Origin of the sequence: Sphingobium lactosutens (assembly GCF_013393185.1) — a bacterium.
Classification (GTDB): Bacteria; Pseudomonadota; Alphaproteobacteria; order Sphingomonadales; family Sphingomonadaceae; genus Sphingobium; species Sphingobium lactosutens_A.
This window is the reverse complement of the sequence record NZ_QJQX01000083.1, coordinates 113,253-133,940: the sequence shown is the minus strand read 5'-3', so window position 1 is coordinate 133,940 and position 20,688 is coordinate 113,253. Positions and strand designations below refer to the sequence as shown.

Here is a 20,688-nt window from a genome sequence, read left to right as displayed (position 1 = left end):
GCATCCTTCGATACGCCATTTCGACTTCGCTCAATGGCTACTCAGGACGAACGGTTTGCCTTTATCCCCGCACCGCAATCCCGTTCGCGGCCGACAGCACGGCCTTGACCGACGCGGTCGCGACGTCGCTGTCGGTGCCGATGCCGAAGACGGTGCGGCCATCGGGCGTGCGGCATTCGACATAGGCGGCGGCGTTCACGTCGGTGCCTGCGCCGATCGCATGTTCGTTATAGTCAGCGACTTCCAGTGTCACGCCCAGTTCGTCGCGCAGCGCGGCCAGCACTGACGAGATCAGCCCGTTGCCGCGACCGGAAATAGAACGCTCGCCGCCCTTGTGCGCGATCTTGCCGGTGAAGATGCGATCGCCCGCCGCGCCGCCCTCATGATAGTCGATCAGGCTGTAGGCCTGCTCGCCCGTCAGGCAATAATGGCTCTCGAACGCAGCCGAGATATCGGCGGCGTTGAGTTCGCGGCTCGACTGGTCGGCCAGCGCCTGCACCACCTTCGAAAAGTCCGCCTGCATCTTCTTGGGCAGCTTGAAGCCCTTGTCCTGTTGCAGCACCCAGGCGACGCCGCCCTTGCCCGACTGTGAATTGACTCGGATCACCGCTTCATAGTCGCGGCCCAGATCCTTGGGATCGATCGGCAGATAGGGCACGTTCCAGATCAGGTCGTTGCGCGCTTCCTGCGCGGCAAAGCCCTTCTTGATCGCGTCCTGATGGCTGCCGGAGAAGGCGGTGAACACCAGTTCGCCGGCATAGGGGTGGCGCGGGTGGACCGGCAGCTGGTTGCAATATTCGACCGTCTGGATGACTTCGTCGATGTCGCTGAAGTCCAGTTCGGGGTCGATGCCCTGCGTGTACATGTTCAGCGCCACCGTCACCAGGTCGCAATTGCCGGTGCGCTCGCCATTGCCGAACAGGCAGCCTTCGACACGGTCGGCGCCGGCCATGATGCCCAGTTCCGCCGCAGCCACGCCGGTGCCCCGGTCGTTATGGGTGTGCAGCGAGATCACGACGCTGTCGCGGCGCGAAATGTTGCGGCAGATCCATTCGATCTGGTCGGCATAGATGTTGGGCGTCGCACACTCGACGGTGGCGGGCAGGTTCAGGATCAGCGGCCGTTCCGGCGTCGGCTGCAGGATGTCCATCACCGCCTCGCAGCATTCCAGGCTGAAATCCAGCTCAGCGGTCGAGAAGGTTTCGGGGCTATATTCGAAATGCCAGTCGGTGTCGGGCTGCCTGGCGGCATTGTCACGCAGCAGCTTGGCGGCGTGGATCGCGATGTCGCGGATTTGCGGCCGTTCCATCTGGAACACGATGTTCCGCCAGGCTGGCGAGATCGCGTTGTAGACATGGACGATCGCCTGTTTCGCACCGCGCAGGCTTTCGAAAGTGGTGCCGATCAGATCTTCGCGCGCCTGGGTCAGCACCTGCGGCATCACATCGTCGGGGATCGCGCCGTCGCGCACCAGCCCGGAAATGAAGTCGAACTCTGTCGCACCCGCTGCCGGGAAGCCGACCTCGATTTCCTTGATGCCGACCTTGACCAGCAGGTCGAAGAAGCGACGCTTCTTTTCCGCGTTCATCGGGTCGATCAGCGACTGGTTGCCGTCGCGCATGTCGGTCGACAGCCAGCGCGGCGCCTTGGTGATGACGTTCGACGGCCATCGGCGGTCGGGCAGGTCCACCTGAGGAAAGGGGCGATATTTCAGCGAGGGATCGGTCAGCATCATGGGATCAAACTACTTCTTCACGGTCGGGACACGCCTGTGATTCCGAAGGGGGCGCTCCCGAGGTACGACTTGACTGTGATGAATGCCCTTAGGCGGATCGACGCTGCCCTTAGCCGGAAGGCAGCACAAAAGCCACGCCTAAGGGCGTGTAAGTCGTAGCAGGGTAAGAAGCGCGCGGCTCTGCATGATGGAGGGGCTTTTAACGCAAAACGGGGCCGGCATGCAAGCCGGCCCCGCATTTTATCGGAAAATGTCGCGCCGCCGCTTATTTCTGGAAGGCGGCGATGATCTTCAGTTCGATGGCATCGCCGACGATCGGCACGGCCATGCCCATGCCGAAATCGCTGCGCTTGATCGTGCCGGTCGCCACGAAGCCGATATTTTCCTTCTTGTTCATCGGATTGGCGCCCGCACCATAGAATTCGGCGTCCAGCGTCACCGGCTTGGTGATGCCCTTGATGGTCAGGTTGCCGGTGATGGTTGCGCCAGTCGCCCCGTCGGGCTTTACGCCGGTTGACACGAAGGTCGCCTTCGGGAATTTGGCTACATCGAAGAATTCGGCCTTGGCAAGATGCTCGTTGAGCGCGGGGATGCCGGTGGTCAGGTTGGCGACAGGCACGTCGATCGATACCTTCGACGCGGACAGGTTCGCCTTGTCCAGCGTCAGCGTGCCGGTCGGCATGGCGATGACGCCCATATTGTTGGTGAAGCCCATATGGTCGTAGGCGAAGACGATCTGGGTGTGGGTCGGTTCGACCTGATAGGTGCCGCCAGTCACCTTGGCGACGTCCTTGGTGCCGGGCGCTGTGCCCTGGGCGATGACGACGGTGCCGCCGGCAATTGCGATCAGGGCGGCGGCGGGGATCAGGAATTTGCGCATGAAAAAAAGACTCCGAAAAACGCTCAAGGGGCGCGGCAAGAATATGCCGCGCCCCCCGATTGTTCCAGAGCCGTAACCGGAAACGGTTCGTTCCGGTTCTGGCCTAGCTCAACGTTCAGCATCAGCCGCCCTGGACCCCGGCCTGCGCCGGGGTTACGGCCGATACGTGGCCGTCAGTTCTTTTCCTTGTCCACCAGCGCGTTGGCGCCGATCCAGGGCATCATCGCGCGCAGCTTGGCGCCGGTTTCCTCGATCGGATGGCGCTGCGATGCGATGCGGCTCGCCTTCAGTTCCGGCTGGCCGGCACGATTGTCGAGGACGAAGTCCTTCACGAAGCGGCCCGACTGGATGTCGGCCAGGACGCGCTTCATTTCCTTCTTCGTTTCTTCGGTGATGATACGCGGGCCGGTCTTGATGTCGCCATATTCGGCGGTGTTCGAGATCGAATAGCGCATGTTTGCGATGCCGCCCTCATACATCAGATCGACGATCAGCTTCAGTTCGTGGAGGCATTCGAAATAGGCCATTTCCGGCGCGTAACCGGCTTCGACCAGGGTTTCGAAACCGGCCTGGACCAGGGCGGTGGCGCCGCCGCACAGCACCGCCTGCTCGCCGAACAGGTCGGTTTCGCATTCCTCGCGGAAATTGGTTTCGATGATGCCCGAACGACCGCCGCCGACGCCCGAAGCGTAAGACAGAGCGATGTCATGCGCGTTGCCGGTCGCATCCTGATGAATCGCGATCAGGCAGGGCACGCCGCCGCCGCGCTGATATTCGCTGCGCACGGTGTGGCCGGGGCCCTTGGGCGCGATCATGATGACGTCGACATCCTTGCGCGGCTCGATCAGGCCGAAATGGACGTTGAGGCCGTGGGCGAAGGCCAGCGCCGCGCCGGGGCGCAGATTTTCGTGCACGTCGGCGGCGTAGATGGCGGCCTGATGCTCGTCGGGCGCCAGGATCATGAACACGTCGGCCCATGCGGCGGCTTCGGCGTTGGGCAGAACCTTGAAGCCCGCGCCTTCGGCCTTCTTGGCGCTCGGCGAACCGGCGCGGAGAGCGATCGCGACTTCGGCGACGCCCGAGTCACGCAGGTTCTGCGCATGGGCGTGGCCCTGCGAACCATAGCCCAGAATGGCGACCTTCTTGCCCTTGATCAGGCCGATGTCCGCGTCGCGGTCGTAATACACCTTCATTTGACGTTCCTTCTTTCAGTCCGATTGGCGCCTTTCGGAGCCTTAGATTTGCGGTGAGGGGTAGAATTGTGCGGGAGGCTTGTTGCCCTCACCCTCCCGCCGCTTTGCGGTATCGAAAAGAGGCAAGTGACTCTTTTCGACCTCCCTCTCCCGGCGGGAGAGGGGTTAAATGCTCAGTTCGGCTCCTTGCCGCGGATCAGGCCGACGACGCCGGTGCGGCCGACCTCGACCAGGCCGATCTGGCGCATCAAGCCGACGAAATTGTCGATTTTCTCCGTCGTGCCGGTGATCTCGAAGATGAAGCTCCCGATCGTGGTGTCGACCACCTTGGCGCGGAACACGTCGGCCAGGCGCAGCGCCTCGATCCGGTCCTCGCCCGTGCCCGCGACCTTCACCAGCGCCAGCTCGCGCTCGACGAAGGGGCCGTTTTCGGTCAGGTCCGTCACCTTGTGCACCGGCACCAGCCGGTCGAGCTGGGCGATGATCTGGTCGATCACCTTGGGCGGGCCGCCGGTGACGATGGTGATGCGGCTGATCGCATGGTCGTCGGTGATGTCCGCCACGGTCAGGCTGTCGATATTATAGCCGCGCGCGGTGAACAGGCCCGCGATGCGCGCCAAAATGCCGGCCTCGTTGGAAACGGTCAGCGACAGGACGTGCCGCTGGCTCAACTCTTCCTGGATATGCATCAAATAGCCCCGTTATCCTGGTCTTCGCGCCCGTCCCGGTCATCTTCCGGTTTATCGTGGCGCTGCGAAATCATCGCGGCGAAGGCGAACTGCCAGTTGCCGTCCTGCCGATAGGCAATGCGGACCGGAAAGCCCGCCACCGCATCCATCATCCGTGACAGATGCTCGCCCACATAGCGCGGACCGACCAGCAAAGTGCCGATATGCCGCTCGTGAAAGTCGAACCCTTCGTCCAGATGCACTTCCCATTCTTCATTGTCCGGGTCGGCATGGTCGATGGTCCAACCGCCCAGCTCCGCCACCCCTGCAATCCGTTCGAAATCCCAGGGTTCGTTGACATGGATGCGGAGCTTGAGATGCTGTGTCACATCAGCGCCCTCATACCAGAGCCTTCGCCTCGTCCGACATGACGCCTTCGACCTGGCTGGGGTCGAGCAGCATTTCGGTATGGGCCGCGCCCGACGGGATCATCGGGAAGCAGTTGGACAGCTTCGCTACGCGGCAATCGACGATCACCGGACCGGGCGTTTCCAGCATCTGGCGGATGCCGGCCTCCAGTTCCTGCGGCCCTTCGATACGGATGCCGGTCCAGCCATAGGCTTCGCCCAGCTTCACGAAGTCGGGAAGGCTGTCCGAATAGCTGTTGGAATAGCGGCTTTCATAGGTCAGTTCCTGCCACTGGCGGACCATGCCCATATATTCGTTGTTGAGGATGAACAGCTTCACCGGCAGACGATACTGGGTCGCGGTGCCCAGTTCCTGAATGTTCATCTGGACCGATGCGTCGCCGGCGATGCAGATGGCGAGGCTGCCGGGATTGCCCATCTGCGCGCCGATCGCCGCCGGGAAGCCATAGCCCATGGTGCCCAGACCCCCGGAGGTCAGCCACTTGTTGGGCGCGTCGAACCCGAAATGCTGCGCCGCCCACATCTGATGCTGGCCGACTTCGGTGGTGATGATGACATCCTTGCCGGTCGCCTGGCACGCCTTGTACAGATCGGCGATCGCGCGCTGCGGCATGATCTCCGTACCGTTTTCGGCATAGTCCAGGCTTTTGCGCGCGCGCCAGCCGGCGATCCGCGCCCACCATTCGGTCAGGTCGGCCTTTTGGTGGCCCCGCTGTTTCCATAGCGAGATGATGTCGTCCAGCGCGCTGGCGACGTCGGCGACCACCGCGACATCGACTTCGACGATCTTGTTGATCGAGCTGCGATCGATATCGATGTGGATCTTGCGGCTGTTGGGCGCGAAGGCGTCCAGCCGGCCGGTAACGCGGTCGTCGAAGCGGGCGCCGACGCACAGGATCAGGTCCGCCTGGTTCATCGCCCAGTTGGCTTCATAGGTGCCGTGCATGCCCAGCATGCCCATCCACTGGTCGGACGAGGCGGGGAAGGCGCCCAGGCCCATCAGCGTGGATGTGACGGGCGCACCGGTCAGTGCTGCCAGTTCGCGCAGCAGTGCGGTCGCCTGCGGGCCGCTGTTGATGACGCCGCCGCCGGTGTAGAGGATCGGGCGCTCGGCTGCGGCCAGCATCTCGACCGCCGCGTCGATTCCTGCTGCATCCGCCTTGGTCTGCGGATGATAGCTGGCATGGACCTTCAGTTCCGGCTTCGCATAGGGCGCCGTCGCGATCTGGACATTCTTGGGAATGTCGATGACGACCGGGCCGGGGCGGCCGGTGGTGGCGATATGGAACGCTTCATGAATGACTTCGGCCAGCTTGCCCGGCGTCTTCACCAGATAATTATGCTTGGTGCAGTGGCGGGTGATGCCGATCGTGTCCGCTTCCTGGAAGGCGTCGGTGCCGATCAGCTGCGTGGGAACCTGGCCGGTGATGACGACCATCGGGATCGAATCCATCAGCGCGTCGGTAATGCCGGTGACGGCATTGGTCGCGCCGGGGCCGGACGTGACGAGCACGACGCCGGGCTTTCCGGTGGACCGGGCATAGCCCTCCGCCATGTGGGTCGCGCCCTGCTCATGACGGACTAGCACATGCTTGATCGTGGGATGATTGTAGAGCGCGTCATAGATAGGCAGCACTGCGCCGCCCGGATAGCCGAACACGACTTCGACGCCCAGATCGACCAGGCATTCGACCAATATGTCCGCGCCGCTCTTTTCGGCCACGATGATACTCCTCCGTTGATGCAAGTCGGGTGCTTTGCGCCCCCGCGCCTTTGATGGCAAGGCGCCTGCCTCTAGTGGACAGAAAATGACAGGTCAAGCACTATTGTTGTAATTTAGTTGCTAATTCACTGGCTATTTTGTCATCAATCTCTCTCCGTTCGCGCGGCCAGCTGTCGGGCGGTTGATTGGAGAACCAGGTATATTGGCGCTTGGCATATTGGCGGGTGGCAAGGCTGCCTTTCGCGATGACATTGTCCAGATCGCTGTCGCCTTTGATGAAGGCCGCGATCTCGGGCACGCCGATCGCCCGCATAACCGGCAGGTCGGGGTTGAGGTCGCGGGTCAGCAGCATCTCGACCTCCTCGATCGCGCCGCCCTCCATCATCATCGCGAAACGCCGGTCGCACCGGTCGATCAGCCAGTCGCGCGGCGGCAGCAGGATCATCGGCGACAGGGCGATGCGGTCGCCAATCCCGCCGGCCTTGTGCTGCTGCCACTGCTTCAACGGTTTGCCGGTGGAGCGCACTACCTCCAGCGCGCGAGCCACGCGGGTCGTGTCGGCCGGGGCGAGCCGGGCGGCGGCTTCAGGGTCTTCGCGGCCCAATGCTTCATGCGCGTCAGCCACCGGCATGGCGCGCACTGAGGCGCGAATGGCGGGATCGATCTCCGGCACCGGCGCGATCCCGTCGAGCAGGGTGCGGATATAGAGGCCGGTTCCGCCGACCAGCACGGGCAGCTTGCCGGCTTTATGGGCAGCGTCGATCTCCGCCTTGGCCTCGGCCGCCCAGCGTGGCGCGGTGCAGGCTTCCGCGCCGTCGATATGGCCGAACAGACGATGGGGCACGTCGCCCATTTCCTCGGCGGAGGGGCGAGCCGACAATATGGCAAGGTCGGCGTAGACCTGGCTGGCGTCGGCGTTGATGACGATGCCGTCGGCTGCTTTGGCGAGCGCAATGGCGAGCGCGCTCTTGCCGCTGGCGGTTGGCCCGGCAATAAGCGCGACGCGGGGGCGGGATTCGCCCGGATCGGTTTCAGGAGTGTTCATGTTCGTCGCGACCTTAGTGGCAAGTGGCTCGATGGGGCAGGGGGATATTGACGACGCCGTCGAACGGCTCCGCAACGCCGGCTGCCAGCCGGGCGAAGCCGCCTGGCTCGACGTGGACAAGGCTGCCGATATCTTCTTTGACGTCGACCCGGTCGCCGCCCGCGCGGCGCTGACCGATGTGGGCGACAAGCTGGACGTGATCGTCCAGCCGCTCGAAGGGCGCGAAAAGAAGCTGCTGATCGCCGACATGGATTCGACCATGATCACTGTCGAGTGCATTGACGAACTGGCCGACTATGCCGGGATCAAGCCGCAGATCGCGGAGATCACCGAACGCGCGATGCGCGGCGAACTCGACTTCGCGGGCGCGCTGCATGAGCGCGTTGCGCTGCTCAAGGGGCTGGCCGACAGCGCCATCGACCAGTGCCGCGAAGAGCGCGTGGTCATCATGGGTGGCGCGAAGGCGCTGGTCCGCACCATGAAGGCGCGCGGCGCTACGACGCTGCTGGTATCGGGCGGCTTCACCCGCTTCACAGGGCCGGTGGCGGAGGAAATTGGCTTCGACGCGAATGTCGCCAATGTATTGGAAATCTCCGACGGCACAATGCTGGGCACCGTGACCACCCCGATCGTCGACGCCGCGCGCAAGCGGGCGGAACTGGAAGCGGCGATTGCAGGCGGCATCGACCGCGCGCTGACGCTGGCGGTCGGCGACGGCGCCAACGACATCCCCATGATCGAGGGGGCAGGGCTGGGCGTCGCCTATCACGCCAAGCCCAAGACCCGCGCGGCGGCCGCTGCCGAGATCGTTCATGGGGACCTGTCGGTGCTGCTTTACGCGCAGGGGATCGCATCGGCCGACTGGGTGAACTGACAACGGTCGGGCGCTGTTCATGCACCATTGGCCGTCATTTCGATCGAGTAATGGATTCGTTTCGCAAAGTTAAACGTTGGCCTACCGCCGCGCTTTGATGCGGTGAGAGGTCTGGCGGCGCCGGGCGGTTCTGCCGTTTTGCGTCCAGGGAGAGTATATGCAATTCAGATATGTGGCTTTGGCTGCGGCCGGGCTGATGGCCTTGAGCGCCTGCTCGAAGAATGAGGCTCCGGTGACGAGTGCGCCGCCCGTCGGCCCAGGCGCTGTGGCCGGCACCGTCGCGGCCGATCGCGACGGCGATGGCATCATCGACGGCTATTATACCGCCGACGGCATTTATCATGCGATCCAGGGGCCGCCCTGTCCGCCGCCGCCGCCCCCGCTGCCGCCCCGCCGGGGAGAACGCGGCTGATCCATCCCCTCTTTCGGGCGCGGCACGTCCGCCGCGCCCTCACGCTATTCACCAGCCTGCTGATCGCCGCAACATTGCCGCAAACGGTGCTGGCGCAGCCTGATGCCGGACAGGCCGAAAGGTCGAGCATCGGCGCGGAAATCCGTGCGCAGGTGGGCGGGAAATACAAGGATTTCTACGCGCCTCGCGGCTATTGGCCGCTCTGGGTGGAAAAGGGGCGGGTCGGGCCGCAGGCCGATGCGTTGCTCGCCCTCATCGACAAGAGCGAGGCTGATGGGCTCAAGCCGCGCAACTATGATCCGGATGACCTTCGACGCTTGATCGGGGAAACGAATGCTGCTCCGACGCCCAAGGCGTTGGCGCGCGCCGACCTTGCCCTGTCGCGCAGCTTCGCCAGCCTTGTCGCCGACATGCGCCGGCCCACGAGGGGCGTGAAGATCCGCTATCTCGACAAGGAAATCGAACCGCGCGACGCTGATCCATCGGACATTTTGCGCGCCGCCGCGCTGGCACCGTCGCTGACCGACTATGTCCAGAGCGCCGGCTGGATGAGTCCGCTCTACACGAAGTTGCGCAATGCCAGGGACAGCTACCTCCAAAAATGGGGTGATCTACCGGACGTCGTCGTGCCCGAAGGCGTGAAGATGCGTCCCGGCGGCAAGGGTACCGGAATTGCTGCGCTCCGCCAGAGGCTGGGACTGATCGACGGCGGACCCTATGACAAGGCGCTGGTTGCGAAAGTGAAGGCGTTTCAGGCCGACCATGGGCTGAAGCCCGATGGTGTCGCGGGCGCCATGACCATCTCCGCCCTCAATGAGGGGCCACAGCGCTATGCCCGGCTGCTGACGCTCAATCTGGAACGGGCGCGGTTGCTTCCCGGCCCCTGGACGCGCCATGTGGTGGTGGACGCTGCCTCGGCCCGGCTCTGGTACTATAGCAAAGGTGCGCTCGACGGCACGATGAAGGTCGTTGCTGGCACGAAGGAGACGCAGACGCCGCTGATGGCGGGCATGATCCGCTATGCGACGCTCAATCCCTATTGGAACATTCCGCCCGATCTGGTCGAGCGCAAGGTTGCGCCCAAGATCCTTGGCGGCGGGTCGCTCAAGGCGATGCGCTACGAAGCGCTGGCCGACTGGAGCGCTAATCCCGCGCCGCTGGCGCAAAGCGCGATCGACTGGGATGCGGTGGCGGCCGGCCGGCAGGAGGTGCGGGTGCGCCAGTTGCCGGGCAGCGACAATGCGATGGGGAAGGTCAAGTTCATGTTCCCCAATGACCTTGGCATCTATCTGCACGACACGCCGCAGCGGAACCTGTTCGCCAAGGAGGACCGGCATTTTAGCAATGGCTGCGTCCGGCTGGAAGATGCGCAGCGCCTTGGCCGCTGGTTCTTCGGCAAGACGCTCAGCGCGGACGGGGACAAGCCCGAACAGCATGTCCCTCTGTCGCAGCCGGTGCCGGTCTACCTCACCTACCTGACCGCCGTGCCGACCGCACAGGGCGTGCAGTTCCTGCCGGACGTTTATGGGCGGGACGGGGAGTAGTTCATACCCCCGTGCGTCAGCGGACCCCCGCGACCATCCGCGCTTTTGGTTCAGTGGATGCCTGCCAGCATCCACAGGGCCATCGCCACCATCATCACATTCTCGGTCAGTGAGACGAAGCCCAAGGGCACATTGCTGTTGCCGCCGACGCAGGCGCATTTGAGTTCGCGCTTTTCCAGATAGACCGCCTTGAACACCGATACGGTTCCGATGCCGCCGATGAAGAGCGCGACCGGGATGGAGAGCCAGTCCAGCGCCCGCGTCAGCATCAGCATGCCGGCGCCCAGTTCGAGGAAGGGATAGGCTAGGCCGTAGGGCGGCAGGCGGCGGGCGAGCAGGTCATAGTTGAGGAACATGGTCGCGAACCGATCCACATCCTGCAATTTCAGCACCGCGAGCAGCATCATCGCGATCGCGACGAACCGTTCCAGCGTCATGAAGGACAGGAGCGGCAGAAAGGTCAGCCAGTTGACCGCCAGCGCCAGAAGCGCCGCAACAGCAAATACGGCCAGCACCGGCACATAGCTGGTCGCCCTGGCATCCTTTACCTTGAGGCCGAGATAGCGGCGCAGATCGTCATGGCCGCCGATCCGCTGGCCGTCGATGAAGATTTGCGGCGTGGTCTTCACATCATGCTGCGCCTTGAAGGCATCGGTTTCCGCGCGGGTCGTCAGCCAGTGGTCCTCGATCCGATAGCCGTGGCGCTTGAGCAGCCAGCGCGCCTTTACGCCATAGGGGCAGGTGTGGCCGGGCATCACCATGCGGTGGAGGTTGGCGCTTTTCGGGGCGGTGCTGGTCATCGTCGCATCCTTGGCAATGTCGTTCATTTTCCGTGATTTCCCAGGCGTCGGATGATCCGTCCGACTTGAAATCACTTCTGGATGCAGCTCATATAGGGTCCGTACCATGGTCCGGAGTCAAGGGATGAGCATGACGATTTCCGCGCTGGCCAAAGCCGGCGGGGTCGGGGTGGAGACGGTGCGCTACTATCAGCGGCGCGGCCTGCTCGCCACGCCGGAGCGGGGAGAGGGCATTCGCCGCTACGGCGCAGCGGATGCGCGGCGGCTGGCCTTCATCCGGTCGGCGCAGGGAGCGGGCTTCACCCTGGAGCAGATCGGCGAACTGCTGCACCTCGATGCCGGGCAGGACAGGGCGCGGGCGCGCGAACTGGCGGCGGAGCGGATCGCGGCGCTGGACGTGAAGATTGCCGAGCTACAAGCGGCGAGGGGTGCGCTGGAGCGCCTCGCCCGGCAATGCCACGCCTCGGAAGACGGGCCTTGCCCGATCATCGCGGCCTTCGAGGGGTGAAGGTGCGTCGGCGCGAAAATAGGATTTGCGCCGCTTAACTTCGCATATTTCCCGCAGATTTCGACATTTTGTTGCGCCAGCCCGATCCTATCGGAAAGTGGGATGCCAGACGATGGAAAGAGCCGAGCGAAATATAGCAGGCGCCGGCGCTGTAGGACAGCATGGGCGGATGATCGACCGATGGCCGTCGTTCCGGACCATGACGACCGCGCTAGGGTTTCTTTTTCACGACCTTCTTTTTTATCACCTTCTTGGCGGCGGGGCAGGGCCAGGCCTTGCGGGTTGCGGCGAAGACCTGCGAGGAGGCCGATTTCTGGCGGTCGATCGGGTTCTTGCCCAGATAATCGACCGTGACGGACCGAAGCTCGCTGATCGTCACATCGCCGGGGATACAGCTTTTAAGCTTGTTGACCTCCCGCGTCGTGTTGAAGGCATCGACGGCGCCGCTGATATAGCCAAGGCATTCATAGCTCTTCTCGAAATAATCCTTGCCGCCCTTTTCGGCCGTGCAGACCGCGTACAACTCGTCGCCGCTGTAGAAGCCGGCATGGGCCGAGACGGGAAAAAGTCCGCAGGCGGCGATCGCGACGGCGTAGAGACGTTTCCGGGGATGCATGGTCAGATAATCACTCCAGTCCGGCCACCAGCCCGTCGATCGCGCCCTGCAATATGTAGCTGGCGGCGAGCTTGTCGACCAGTTCGTCGCGGCGGGCGCGGCTGGCGTCGGCTTCGAGCAGGGTACGGGTCACGGCCTGGGTCGACCAGCGTTCGTCCCAGAGCAGGACCGGACAGCCAAGGTCCGAGACATTATGGGCAAAGGCGCGGCTGGCCTGGCTGCGCGGCGAATTGGTGCCGTCCAGGTTCAGCGGCAGGCCGATGACGATGCCCTTCACCTGCTGCTGTTCGATGAAGGCGGCGAGGCCGATCTTGTCCTTGGAAAATTTGCCCCGCGTGACGGTGTAGGCGGGGCTGGCGATCGTCCAGGCGGCGTCGCAGAGCGCAAGCCCGATCGTCTTGGTGCCGACATCCATGCCGATCAGTCGCCCGCCCTGCGGGAGCGCCTCGCGAAAGGCCACGCGATCCATTGTAACCAGTGTCATGGGTTGCCCCTGTCACTTCTTGAGGCCGGAGTCACTTCTTTAGGAAGGCCGCCAATCTTTTCTGCGCATCCTCGCGCACATTGCCCCAGAACAGGCTGTAGTCATAGACATGGTAATTGTTGCCGGGGAGTGTGAATGGCCCCATGTCGACCGGCTCGCCGATCATCAATACGCCGCTGGTGTCGCAGCGGGCGGGGACGACGCCGGTGACGAGCTTGGGCGGCTTGCCTTCCTCCCGCGCATCGAGCGTGCCTTTATTGGCGCTGGCGGGCGCCTTGCCGTTGAAGGCGCCGGTGATCGGGTTGGTGCAGAGCATGTGCGTGCCCTTGCGGGGTTTGCCGGTATAGCCGGTCTTGCGCTCGAAGCTTTCGACCACGGCGGAGGGATCGGCCGGTTCGGCGTAGCTTTGCCAGCTGACGATACAGTGGGCCTGATCCTGCCGCGCGCAGGCGGGGAGACCCAGCGCGGGGAGGTCCGCCTCCACCGACACTGGCCAGCCCACGGCATAGACAGCGGCGATGCGGTCGGCGACGGGCTTGCCCGCCACCTGTTCGCGCAGCAGTTGCAGCAGGTGGCGCGATCCCTGGCTGTGGCCGGCCAGAATAAGCGGGCCGGTGGGATTGGCCTTCACGAAGGCGGCGAACGCTTGCGCGACGTCGTGATAGGCGGCGGCGAGCGCCTGGTCGCCGGCGGGCTTGTCGGTCAGGAAGGCGCCGTAATTGGCCTGGCGATAGCGCGGCGCCCAGACGGTCCCTGCGGCGTTGAAGGCGCTGGCCTGGCTCATCACGAAGCGGCGGGCGGTGGCGTCGGCATCCTTGTCGTCCAGCCGGGCGTTCCAGTGGGAGTCGCCGAAGGTGGTGATGTAGCTGGTCGGGTGGATGAAGAAGATGGCGGCCTTTGGCGCGGTTTTTGGGGTCGTCACGCCGGCGGGCGTCCAGAGCGCCGGATTATCCTTCTCTATATCGGGACGCGCGATCCACATGGTCGCGTCGACATAGGCGTCGGCGGGGAGCGGCTGAAGCTGGCTGAAGGATTCGCGCGGCACCATCACCATCCGGATCAACTGCATGCCCCAGACCCGGTAGACCAGCAGCGCGGCGATCACCAGCACCACCAAGGTCGCGATGACATAGAGAAATTTGCGCGCCACCCACACTCTCCGAAATTGTCCCGTCTGTCTGGCGCATGGATGGGATGGGCGCAAGGGGCGGAGAGTCTGTTTGAAAATACGCGACAGCGCGCATTTTGAATGCCGCACCGGCCCGCTCCCCCACCCGGCCACCAATATTACACTGTCGTTGGGTAGCCGGGCAGGGGAGCGGGCCGTTCACATTCCCTCGCCAACTCTAAACCTGCTTGAAGCGGGCAGGTGCGGGTGCTAGCGGCTTGGCCCATGTCGATAGACCTTCAGACCGTGAAAAAGATCGCCAGCCTTTCGCGCATTTCGGTGACGGATGCGGAAGCGGAAGCCATGGTGCCCGAACTCAACAACATCCTTGGCTGGGTGGAGCAACTGGGCGAGGTGGACGTGTCCGGCGTGCAGCCGATGACGGCCGTCATCCCCAACCATCAACGCCTGCGCGACGATGTCGTTTCCGACGGCAATGTGCGTGACAAGGTGCTGGCCAATGCGCCGCAGGCCGAACATGGCTTCTTCGCGGTGCCCAAGGTGATCGAATAATGCCAAATTCTACAGACAAAAGCGCTTTGACTGATCTTACCGTTGCGGAAATCCGCGACGGCTTCCGCGCGGGCGATTTTTCGGCGCGCGAAGTGGCGAGCGCGTTCAACGCCAACGTCGCTGCTGCCAAGGCGCTGAACGCCTTCATCGTGGAAACGCCGGAAAAGGCGCTGGAAGCGGCCGATGCGGCAGACAAGGCCAAGGCCGCCGGTGAAACGCTGGGCGCGCTGGCCGGCGTGCCGATCGGCATGAAGGATCTCTTCTGCACGCAGGGCGTGCAGACGACCGCCGCCAGCCACATGCTGGAAGGCTTCGTGCCGACCTATGAATCGACCGTGTCGGGCAAGCTGTGGGCGGCCGGTGCGGGGATGCTCGGCAAGCTGAATCTCGACCAGTTCGCCATGGGGTCTTCGAACGAGACCAGCTATTATGGCAATGTGATCTCGCCCTGGCGGCGCAATGACGGTGGTAATGCCGCGTTGGCGCCGGGTGGTTCCTCGGGCGGTTCTTCGTCGGCGATTTCCGCGCGGCTCTGCCCGGCGGCGACCGGCACCGACACCGGCGGTTCGATCCGCCAGCCGGCTGCCTTCACCGGCATCAGCGGCATCAAGCCGACCTATGGCCGCTGCTCGCGCTGGGGGATCGTGGCCTTCGCCTCGTCGCTGGACCAGGCCGGGCCGATGGCGCGGACGGTACGCGACAATGCGATCCTGCTGGAGGTGATGTCGGGCTTCGATCCCAAGGATTCGACCAGCCTCGATCTGTCGGTGCCGCAGTGGGAAGCCAATTTGTCGAGCGATCTCAAAGGCAAGAAGGTTGGTATTCCCAAGGAATATCGCCCCGATGGCCTGAACGCCGAAATCTCCGCCATGTGGGATCGCGGCATCGAATGGCTGAAGGATGCGGGCGCCGAAGTGGTGGACGTGTCGCTGCCGCATACCAAGTACGCGCTGCCGACCTATTATATCATTGCGCCTGCCGAGGCTTCGTCGAACCTCGCCCGCTATGACGGCGTGCGGTATGGCCAGCGCGACCTGCCCGATGGGGCGGGCTTGCAGGACATGTATGCCGCAACCCGCGCCGCCGGTTTCGGGCCGGAGGTCAAGCGCCGCATCATGATCGGCACCTATGTGCTGTCGGCGGGCTTCTATGACGCCTATTACACGCAGGCGCAGAAGGTTCGGGCTCTGATCGCGCGCGATTTCGAACTGGCGTTTGAGAAGTGCGACCTGCTGCTGACGCCGACCGCGCCGAGCGCGTCGTTCGCGCTGGGTGAGAAGCAGGCCGATCCGCTGGCCATGTATCTGAACGACGTCTTCACCGTGCCGGCTTCGCTGGCGGGGCTGCCGGCGATGGCGGTGCCGGGCGGGCTGGATTCGGCGGGTCTTCCGATCGGCTTGCAGATCATCGGCAAGGCGCTGGATGAGCAGACCGTGCTGAACGCGAGCCTCGCGATCGAAGAACGGGCTGGCTTCACGGCGCGGCCGGACAAGTGGTGGTAAGATGCATTACACATGGGATCAGGTTATCGCCTGGCTCGGTCTTGTTATACCGTTTGCGGTATTGGCATGGTCCGCTGCACAGCATGTGAATAATGAGAGACGCAAGCAGGAGTACGATCAATTTCAAAAATTTCGTACTTTGACAGAGCGACTTGGAGATCCCAACAAATATGGCTTCGAAACAGGCGCAATTATCTATGAGTTGCGAAAGTTTCCTGAGCGAAAAGAATACATAAGGCGGATGTTCAATCACTTCGCCGTCACAGGCCCGGACGAAGCTTTCTTGCGAGCTGAGATTGAGGACACATTGAGGTATTTGGAGCGATAACATGACCGACGCAACCTATCGCATCCAGGGCGCAACCGGCGAGTGGGAGGTCGTGATCGGCCTGGAAGTCCATGCGCAGGTGACGTCGAACGCGAAGCTGTTTTCGGGCGCCGCGACGGCGTTCGGCGCGGAACCAAACACGCAGGTGTCGCTGATCGACGCGGCCATGCCCGGCATGTTGCCCGTGCCCAATCAGGAGTGCATCCGCCAGGCGGTGCGCACCGGTATGGCGATCGACGCGCAGATCAACAAATGGTCGCGCTTCGACCGCAAGAATTATTTCTATGCCGATCTGCCGCAGGGCTATCAGATCAGCCAGCTCTATCACCCGATCGTGGGTGAAGGCGCGATCGACATCGTGCTGGACGAGAAGAACCCCGAAGCCAGCACCAAGCGGATCGGCGTCGAGCGCATCCATGTCGAGCAGGACGCCGGCAAGCTGATGCACGACCAGCATCCGACCAGCTCCTATGTCGACCTCAACCGGTCGGGCGTGGCGCTGATGGAAATCGTGTCGAAGCCGGACATGCGTTCTCCTGCCGAAGCAGGGGCTTATCTGTCGAAGCTGCGGACCATTCTGCGCTATGTCGGCTCGTGCGACGGCAATATGGACCAGGGTTCGATGCGCGCCGACGTCAACGTCTCCGTGCGTCGTCCGGGCGAAGAGTTCGGTACCCGCACCGAGACGAAGAACGTCAACTCGGTTCGCTTCGTGATGGCCGTGGTCGAGCATGAGGCGAACCGTCAGGTCGATGTGCTGGAAGCCGGCGGCAAGATCGTGCAGGAAACGCGCCTCTACGATCCGGATCGCAACGAGACGCGGTCGATGCGATCGAAGGAAGATGCGCACGACTATCGCTACTTCCCCGATCCCGACCTGTTGCCGCTGGAGCTGGACGATGCCTTCCTGGAGGCATGCCGCCAGTCGTTGCCCGAACTGCCCGACGCCAAGCGCGCGCGCTATGAAGGCGATCTGGGCCTGTCCGCCTATAACGCCGCGACCCTGACCGCCGACGCCGACACGGCGCGCTGGTTCGAGGCGCTGCTGGCCGAAGGCGCGCGCATCCAGAAGAAGAGCGAGGGCGAAGTCGCCAAGGCATCGGCCAACTGGTTGCTGTCGGAACTCTATGGCGCGCTCAACCGCATTGGCAAGTCGTTGGAAGATAGCCCGGTAAGCCCAGAGGAAGGCGCCGAATTGCTGGCGCTGGTTGCCGATGGCACGATCAGCGGCACGATCGCCAAGCAGGTGTTCGAGATCATGTTGGAAACGGGCGACAAGCCTGGCAAGATCGTCGAGGAAAAGGGTCTGAAACAGACCAGCGACACCGGCGCGATCGAGGCAGCGGTGGCCGATGTGCTCGCCAAGAATGGCGACAAGGTCGAGCAGTATAAGGCGGGCAAGGAAGCCTTGTTCGGCTTCTTCGTCGGTCAGACGATGAAGGCGATGCAGGGCAAGGCCAACCCACAGGTCGTCAACGAACTGGTGAAGAAGGCGCTTGCCTGACATTTATTCTGTAAGATAACCCCTTGAGAACGGGCGACGCCGGGGGGTGTCGCCTGAGTCTCTTGGGGGGTTTTAAGGATGAAGGGTGCCATTCGGGCGGCTGTGGCCGTCCTGTTGTTCTGCCTGTGTGCCACTGCCAGCGCGCAGGAACGGTCCGCGATCAGGCCGGACTTTGCTTTCCCGACCGATCATCAGCCGACCATCGTGGTTTTCCGGCCGGAGGTGCAGGTCGGCACGCTGACGGCGGGCGGAGTGGATGAACCCAATGCCGACTGGACGGGCAGCGCGCGCAGCCTGATCGAGGAAGCCATGCGCCGCAACGATACGGTTTCGGGTGCGAAGATCGTCTTTGCCGCCGATCCCGATGGCGATGATGGCGCCTATCTGGCCGAATACCGGGCCTTGTTCCGCGCGGTCGCGCAGTCGATCCAGATCCATAAATTGTTCGTGGGCCAGCGCCTGCCGACCAAGCGCGAGACGTTCGACTGGACGCTGGGTGCCGGCACGCAGCGTATCGCCCAGATGACCGGCGCCGACTATGCGCTCTTCTTCTTCACCCACGACGCCTACGGGTCGGCGGGACGCAAGACGGCGCAGATTTTCGGCGCCATGCTGGGCGTTGCGATCATACCCGGCGTCCATATCGGCTATGCGGGGCTGGTGGACCTGAAGAGTGGCGACGTGATCTGGTTCAACGCCGATCCCCAGATGGGCGGCGATGTGCGGACGGCCGAAGGCGCCGACAAGCGTGTCGGTCAGTTGCTTGACGGCTTCCCCGGTCGTGTGGTCCCGGCGGCCGTGCCGGTAAGCGCCACCAAATGAGGCTCAGCCGTCTGGTTAAGGCGGCCACTCTGGCCACGACGCTGGCGCAGTCTCTGGCGCCTGCCGTCGCACAGGGTGCGGAGCAACCGCCCATCGTCGTCACGGCCGGTCCCTACCAGCCGCAGGACAAGGATGAGCGCGGCCTGTGGATGCAGATGGACGAGGCGGAGCGCAAGCTCAGGACATCCAATTTCGTGATCCGTGACGCAGCGCTCAACGCCTATGTCCGGGACGTTTTCTGCCGCACGGTCGGTCCGCGTTGCGGAGAGGTGCGCATCTACATCATGCGCACGCCCTATTTCAACGCGAACATCGCGCCCAATGGCATGATGCAGCTCTGGTCCGGCCTGTTGCTGCGTACTCGCGACGAGGCGCAACTGGCGGCCGTACTGGCGCATGAATATAGCCATTATGCGGACCGCCATTCGCTCCAGCTGTTCCGGCAGGCGCGGGATAAAGCGGCTTCGGCCACGTTCTTCGCGATGTTCGGACTCGTCGGCGCACTGGTCGCGCTGGGACAGATTTCCGCGATCATGGAATTTTCCCGCGATCAGGAAGCTGCGGCCGACGCCGGATCGGTGACGCTGCTGGCGAAGGCTGGATATGATCCCATGGCTGCGAGCCGCATCTGGGAACAGTTCCGGGCGGAGGCGGACGCGACAGCGGTTGCCCGGCGGATGAAGAGCCGGAAGGATCGGACCGGTGGCCTGTTCGCGTCGCATCCCCCCAGCGCGGACAGGGTGGCGGCGCTTAGCGCGCAGGCATCCGCGTTGAAGACGCCGCATGGAATGGCCATCCATCGGGATGCGTATCGAACCGCGCTCGCCAGTTTCTGGCCATCGCTGATCGACGACCAGATCAAGCTCAACGATTTCGGGGCGACGGAATATCTGATCGGTCATCTGGCCGATCAGGGCTGGACGCCCGCACTCAGCTACGCTCGGGGTGAATTATATCGTACGCGCGGGACCGCGACCGACCTGACGGCAGCGGCGGGCTATTATCGGAAGGCCTGCGCCGAAGCAGGCGCCCCGGTCGAAAGCTGGCGCGGCCTGGGACTTGCGTTGTTGCGGTCGGGGGATGCCGATGGCGGCCGCGAAGCCCTCAAAACCTATCTTGTCCGTAAGCCTGACGCCCCGGACCGGGCGATGATTGCCATGATGGCGGGAGTGAATTGACGATGCGTATGAAATCTGGATGGACGGCCGCCGCCCTGCTGGCCTTGGCTGTCACCACGCCGGCGACTGCCGGTTACAAGCTGATGCCCAGCGGAACGGCCGTCGCCGTGGCGAAATCAGGTCTGACGGTAACGCCCGGTATCGACTGGAATCGGCTGGGCGCCCGGCCGGGTCGCAATGCGGAAAGCTGGACACTGGATGGACTGTCGCTGAACGATGTGACCTTCTATGGCGGCATCGCCAACGACACGACGCTGTTTCGTGACGCGAAGAAAAAGACCGATCCGCTGCCGCGCTTTTCTTCGACCATGCTGGCGCCGGATATCGCCCTACTGTTCGAGAGCAGCTACCGCGTGTCGATCGGCACGTCGCTGATGGCGATCGACACGATCGAGCCGGCCAGTTTCGCTGGCAATCCCGGTTTTCACTTCACCTATAATTTCGTTGTCCAGGGCGAGGAGGTCCGGCGCAAGGGCGTGGCCGACGGCGCCATCATCGACGGCAAGCTCTACATGATCACCTATGAGGCACCGGTGATCCATTATTTCGATGCAGGTGCTGCGTCGGCGCAGGCGTTGGTCGCGAGTGCGCAATTGGTACCGGTCAAGCGCTGAGATTCTTTACGCATTAGAAATAAGGGGCGCCGCCGGGGGGACCAGCGACGCCCCTCTTTTATGCCCGGCGCCCTTGGGGAGGGTTTGCTGCCGGAGCGAAACGGGCGGACCGGGAGGGTCTGTGGGGTGTGGCCCGCCTGTTCATCAGT

General features: G+C 63.5%; 21 protein-coding genes. 10 read left to right on the top strand and 11 right to left on the bottom strand.

The features are described from left to right. Positions 1 to 61 precede the first annotated feature (61 nt). The 7 genes from leuA to miaA all read right to left on the bottom strand — a co-directional run bounded on the left by leuA (position 62) and on the right by miaA (position 7,672). Positions 62 to 1,735 carry a 2-isopropylmalate synthase gene (leuA, locus tag DM806_RS24915; RefSeq protein WP_179045836.1) on the bottom strand — a complete coding sequence of 558 codons (1,674 nt, stop codon included), beginning with the start codon at positions 1,733 to 1,735 and terminating at the stop codon, positions 62 to 64. A 265-nt stretch (positions 1,736 to 2,000) separates the two neighbouring features. After that, a complete protein-coding gene (locus tag DM806_RS24910; protein ID WP_179045835.1) occupies positions 2,001 to 2,615 on the bottom strand; it encodes a YceI family protein in 615 nt (204 codons plus the stop codon). Between the two features lie 173 nt (positions 2,616 to 2,788). After that, positions 2,789 to 3,808, bottom strand: coding sequence for a ketol-acid reductoisomerase (ilvC, locus tag DM806_RS24905; protein ID WP_179045834.1), 1,020 nt, complete (start codon positions 3,806 to 3,808; stop codon positions 2,789 to 2,791). Between the two features lie 173 nt (positions 3,809 to 3,981). Next, entirely contained in the window at positions 3,982 to 4,497 is a 516-nt protein-coding gene (ilvN, locus tag DM806_RS24900) for an acetolactate synthase small subunit (protein WP_179045833.1), read from the bottom strand. After that, complete coding sequence (locus DM806_RS24895) at positions 4,497 to 4,865, bottom strand: hypothetical protein (RefSeq protein WP_179045832.1); 369 nt, start codon at positions 4,863 to 4,865, stop codon at positions 4,497 to 4,499. The genes ilvN and DM806_RS24895 overlap by 1 nt, the downstream gene beginning before the upstream one ends. Positions 4,866 to 4,875: 10 nt before the next feature. Continuing rightward, entirely contained in the window at positions 4,876 to 6,627 is a 1,752-nt protein-coding gene (locus DM806_RS24890) for an acetolactate synthase 3 large subunit (protein WP_179045831.1), read from the bottom strand. 100 nt (positions 6,628 to 6,727) lie between these two features. After that, positions 6,728 to 7,672: a tRNA (adenosine(37)-N6)-dimethylallyltransferase MiaA gene (miaA, locus tag DM806_RS24885; protein WP_179045830.1), complete on the bottom strand. Its 945-nt coding sequence runs from the start codon at positions 7,670 to 7,672 to the stop codon at positions 6,728 to 6,730. Here miaA and serB point away from each other — a divergent pair. The 3 genes from serB to DM806_RS24870 all read left to right on the top strand — a co-directional run bounded on the left by serB (position 7,671) and on the right by DM806_RS24870 (position 10,502). After that, the gene (gene serB / locus DM806_RS24880; protein ID WP_179045829.1) at positions 7,671 to 8,546 is read left to right on the top strand and encodes a phosphoserine phosphatase SerB; all 876 of its coding nucleotides are present in this window, start codon (positions 7,671 to 7,673) and stop codon (positions 8,544 to 8,546) included. The two genes, miaA and serB, sit on opposite strands and share 2 nt — an antisense overlap. A 157-nt stretch (positions 8,547 to 8,703) precedes the next feature. Continuing rightward, entirely contained in the window at positions 8,704 to 8,958 is a 255-nt protein-coding gene (locus DM806_RS24875) for a hypothetical protein (protein ID WP_179045828.1), read from the top strand. A gap of 56 nt (positions 8,959 to 9,014) precedes the next feature. Further along, positions 9,015 to 10,502 (top strand): L,D-transpeptidase family protein, encoded by a 1,488-nt coding sequence (locus tag DM806_RS24870; RefSeq protein ID WP_179045890.1) that lies wholly within the window; start codon positions 9,015 to 9,017, stop codon positions 10,500 to 10,502. Between the two features lie 50 nt (positions 10,503 to 10,552). Here DM806_RS24870 and DM806_RS24865 read toward each other — a convergent pair whose 3' ends face one another. Then, positions 10,553 to 11,329: a glutaredoxin gene (locus DM806_RS24865; RefSeq protein ID WP_256869484.1), complete on the bottom strand. Its 777-nt coding sequence runs from the start codon at positions 11,327 to 11,329 to the stop codon at positions 10,553 to 10,555. A 97-nt stretch (positions 11,330 to 11,426) separates the two neighbouring features. Here DM806_RS24865 and DM806_RS24860 point away from each other — a divergent pair, with 97 nt between their 5' ends. Next, positions 11,427 to 11,810, top strand: a complete 384-nt coding sequence (locus DM806_RS24860; protein WP_179045827.1) for a MerR family transcriptional regulator — start codon at positions 11,427 to 11,429, stop codon at positions 11,808 to 11,810. A gap of 211 nt (positions 11,811 to 12,021) precedes the next feature. Here DM806_RS24860 and DM806_RS24855 read toward each other — a convergent pair whose 3' ends face one another. From DM806_RS24855 to DM806_RS24845, 3 genes are read right to left on the bottom strand one after another with little or no spacing between them, the layout of a single operon-like run. Beyond that, on the bottom strand, positions 12,022 to 12,426 hold the full coding sequence (locus DM806_RS24855) for a Rap1a/Tai family immunity protein (protein WP_179045826.1): 405 nt from the start codon (positions 12,424 to 12,426) through the stop codon (positions 12,022 to 12,024). A gap of 10 nt (positions 12,427 to 12,436) precedes the next feature. Further along, positions 12,437 to 12,910 carry a Holliday junction resolvase RuvX gene (gene ruvX / locus DM806_RS24850; RefSeq protein ID WP_372859760.1) on the bottom strand — a complete coding sequence of 158 codons (474 nt, stop codon included), beginning with the start codon at positions 12,908 to 12,910 and terminating at the stop codon, positions 12,437 to 12,439. Between the two features lie 31 nt (positions 12,911 to 12,941). Then, on the bottom strand, positions 12,942 to 14,060 hold the full coding sequence (locus DM806_RS24845) for a DUF3089 domain-containing protein (RefSeq protein ID WP_179045825.1): 1,119 nt from the start codon (positions 14,058 to 14,060) through the stop codon (positions 12,942 to 12,944). 243 nt (positions 14,061 to 14,303) lie between these two features. Between DM806_RS24845 and gatC the strand changes: the two genes are divergently transcribed. From gatC to DM806_RS24815, 6 genes are all read left to right on the top strand, one after another. After that, the gene (gatC, locus tag DM806_RS24840; RefSeq protein WP_179045824.1) at positions 14,304 to 14,591 is read left to right on the top strand and encodes an Asp-tRNA(Asn)/Glu-tRNA(Gln) amidotransferase subunit GatC; all 288 of its coding nucleotides are present in this window, start codon (positions 14,304 to 14,306) and stop codon (positions 14,589 to 14,591) included. After that, the gene (gene gatA / locus DM806_RS24835; RefSeq protein WP_179045823.1) at positions 14,591 to 16,093 is read left to right on the top strand and encodes an Asp-tRNA(Asn)/Glu-tRNA(Gln) amidotransferase subunit GatA; all 1,503 of its coding nucleotides are present in this window, start codon (positions 14,591 to 14,593) and stop codon (positions 16,091 to 16,093) included. The genes gatC and gatA overlap by 1 nt, the downstream gene beginning before the upstream one ends. 329 nt (positions 16,094 to 16,422) lie before the next feature. Next, positions 16,423 to 17,925 carry an Asp-tRNA(Asn)/Glu-tRNA(Gln) amidotransferase subunit GatB gene (gene gatB / locus DM806_RS24830; RefSeq protein ID WP_179045822.1) on the top strand — a complete coding sequence of 501 codons (1,503 nt, stop codon included), beginning with the start codon at positions 16,423 to 16,425 and terminating at the stop codon, positions 17,923 to 17,925. Positions 17,926 to 18,003: 78 nt separating this feature from the next. Next, positions 18,004 to 18,747 (top strand): hypothetical protein, encoded by a 744-nt coding sequence (locus tag DM806_RS24825; protein ID WP_179045821.1) that lies wholly within the window; start codon positions 18,004 to 18,006, stop codon positions 18,745 to 18,747. After that, complete coding sequence (locus tag DM806_RS24820; protein ID WP_179045820.1) at positions 18,744 to 19,925, top strand: M48 family metallopeptidase; 1,182 nt, start codon at positions 18,744 to 18,746, stop codon at positions 19,923 to 19,925. Before DM806_RS24825 ends, DM806_RS24820 begins: the two co-directional genes overlap by 4 nt. A gap of 2 nt (positions 19,926 to 19,927) precedes the next feature. Continuing rightward, positions 19,928 to 20,539 (top strand): hypothetical protein, encoded by a 612-nt coding sequence (locus tag DM806_RS24815; protein ID WP_179045819.1) that lies wholly within the window; start codon positions 19,928 to 19,930, stop codon positions 20,537 to 20,539. Positions 20,540 to 20,688: the final 149 nt, after the last annotated feature.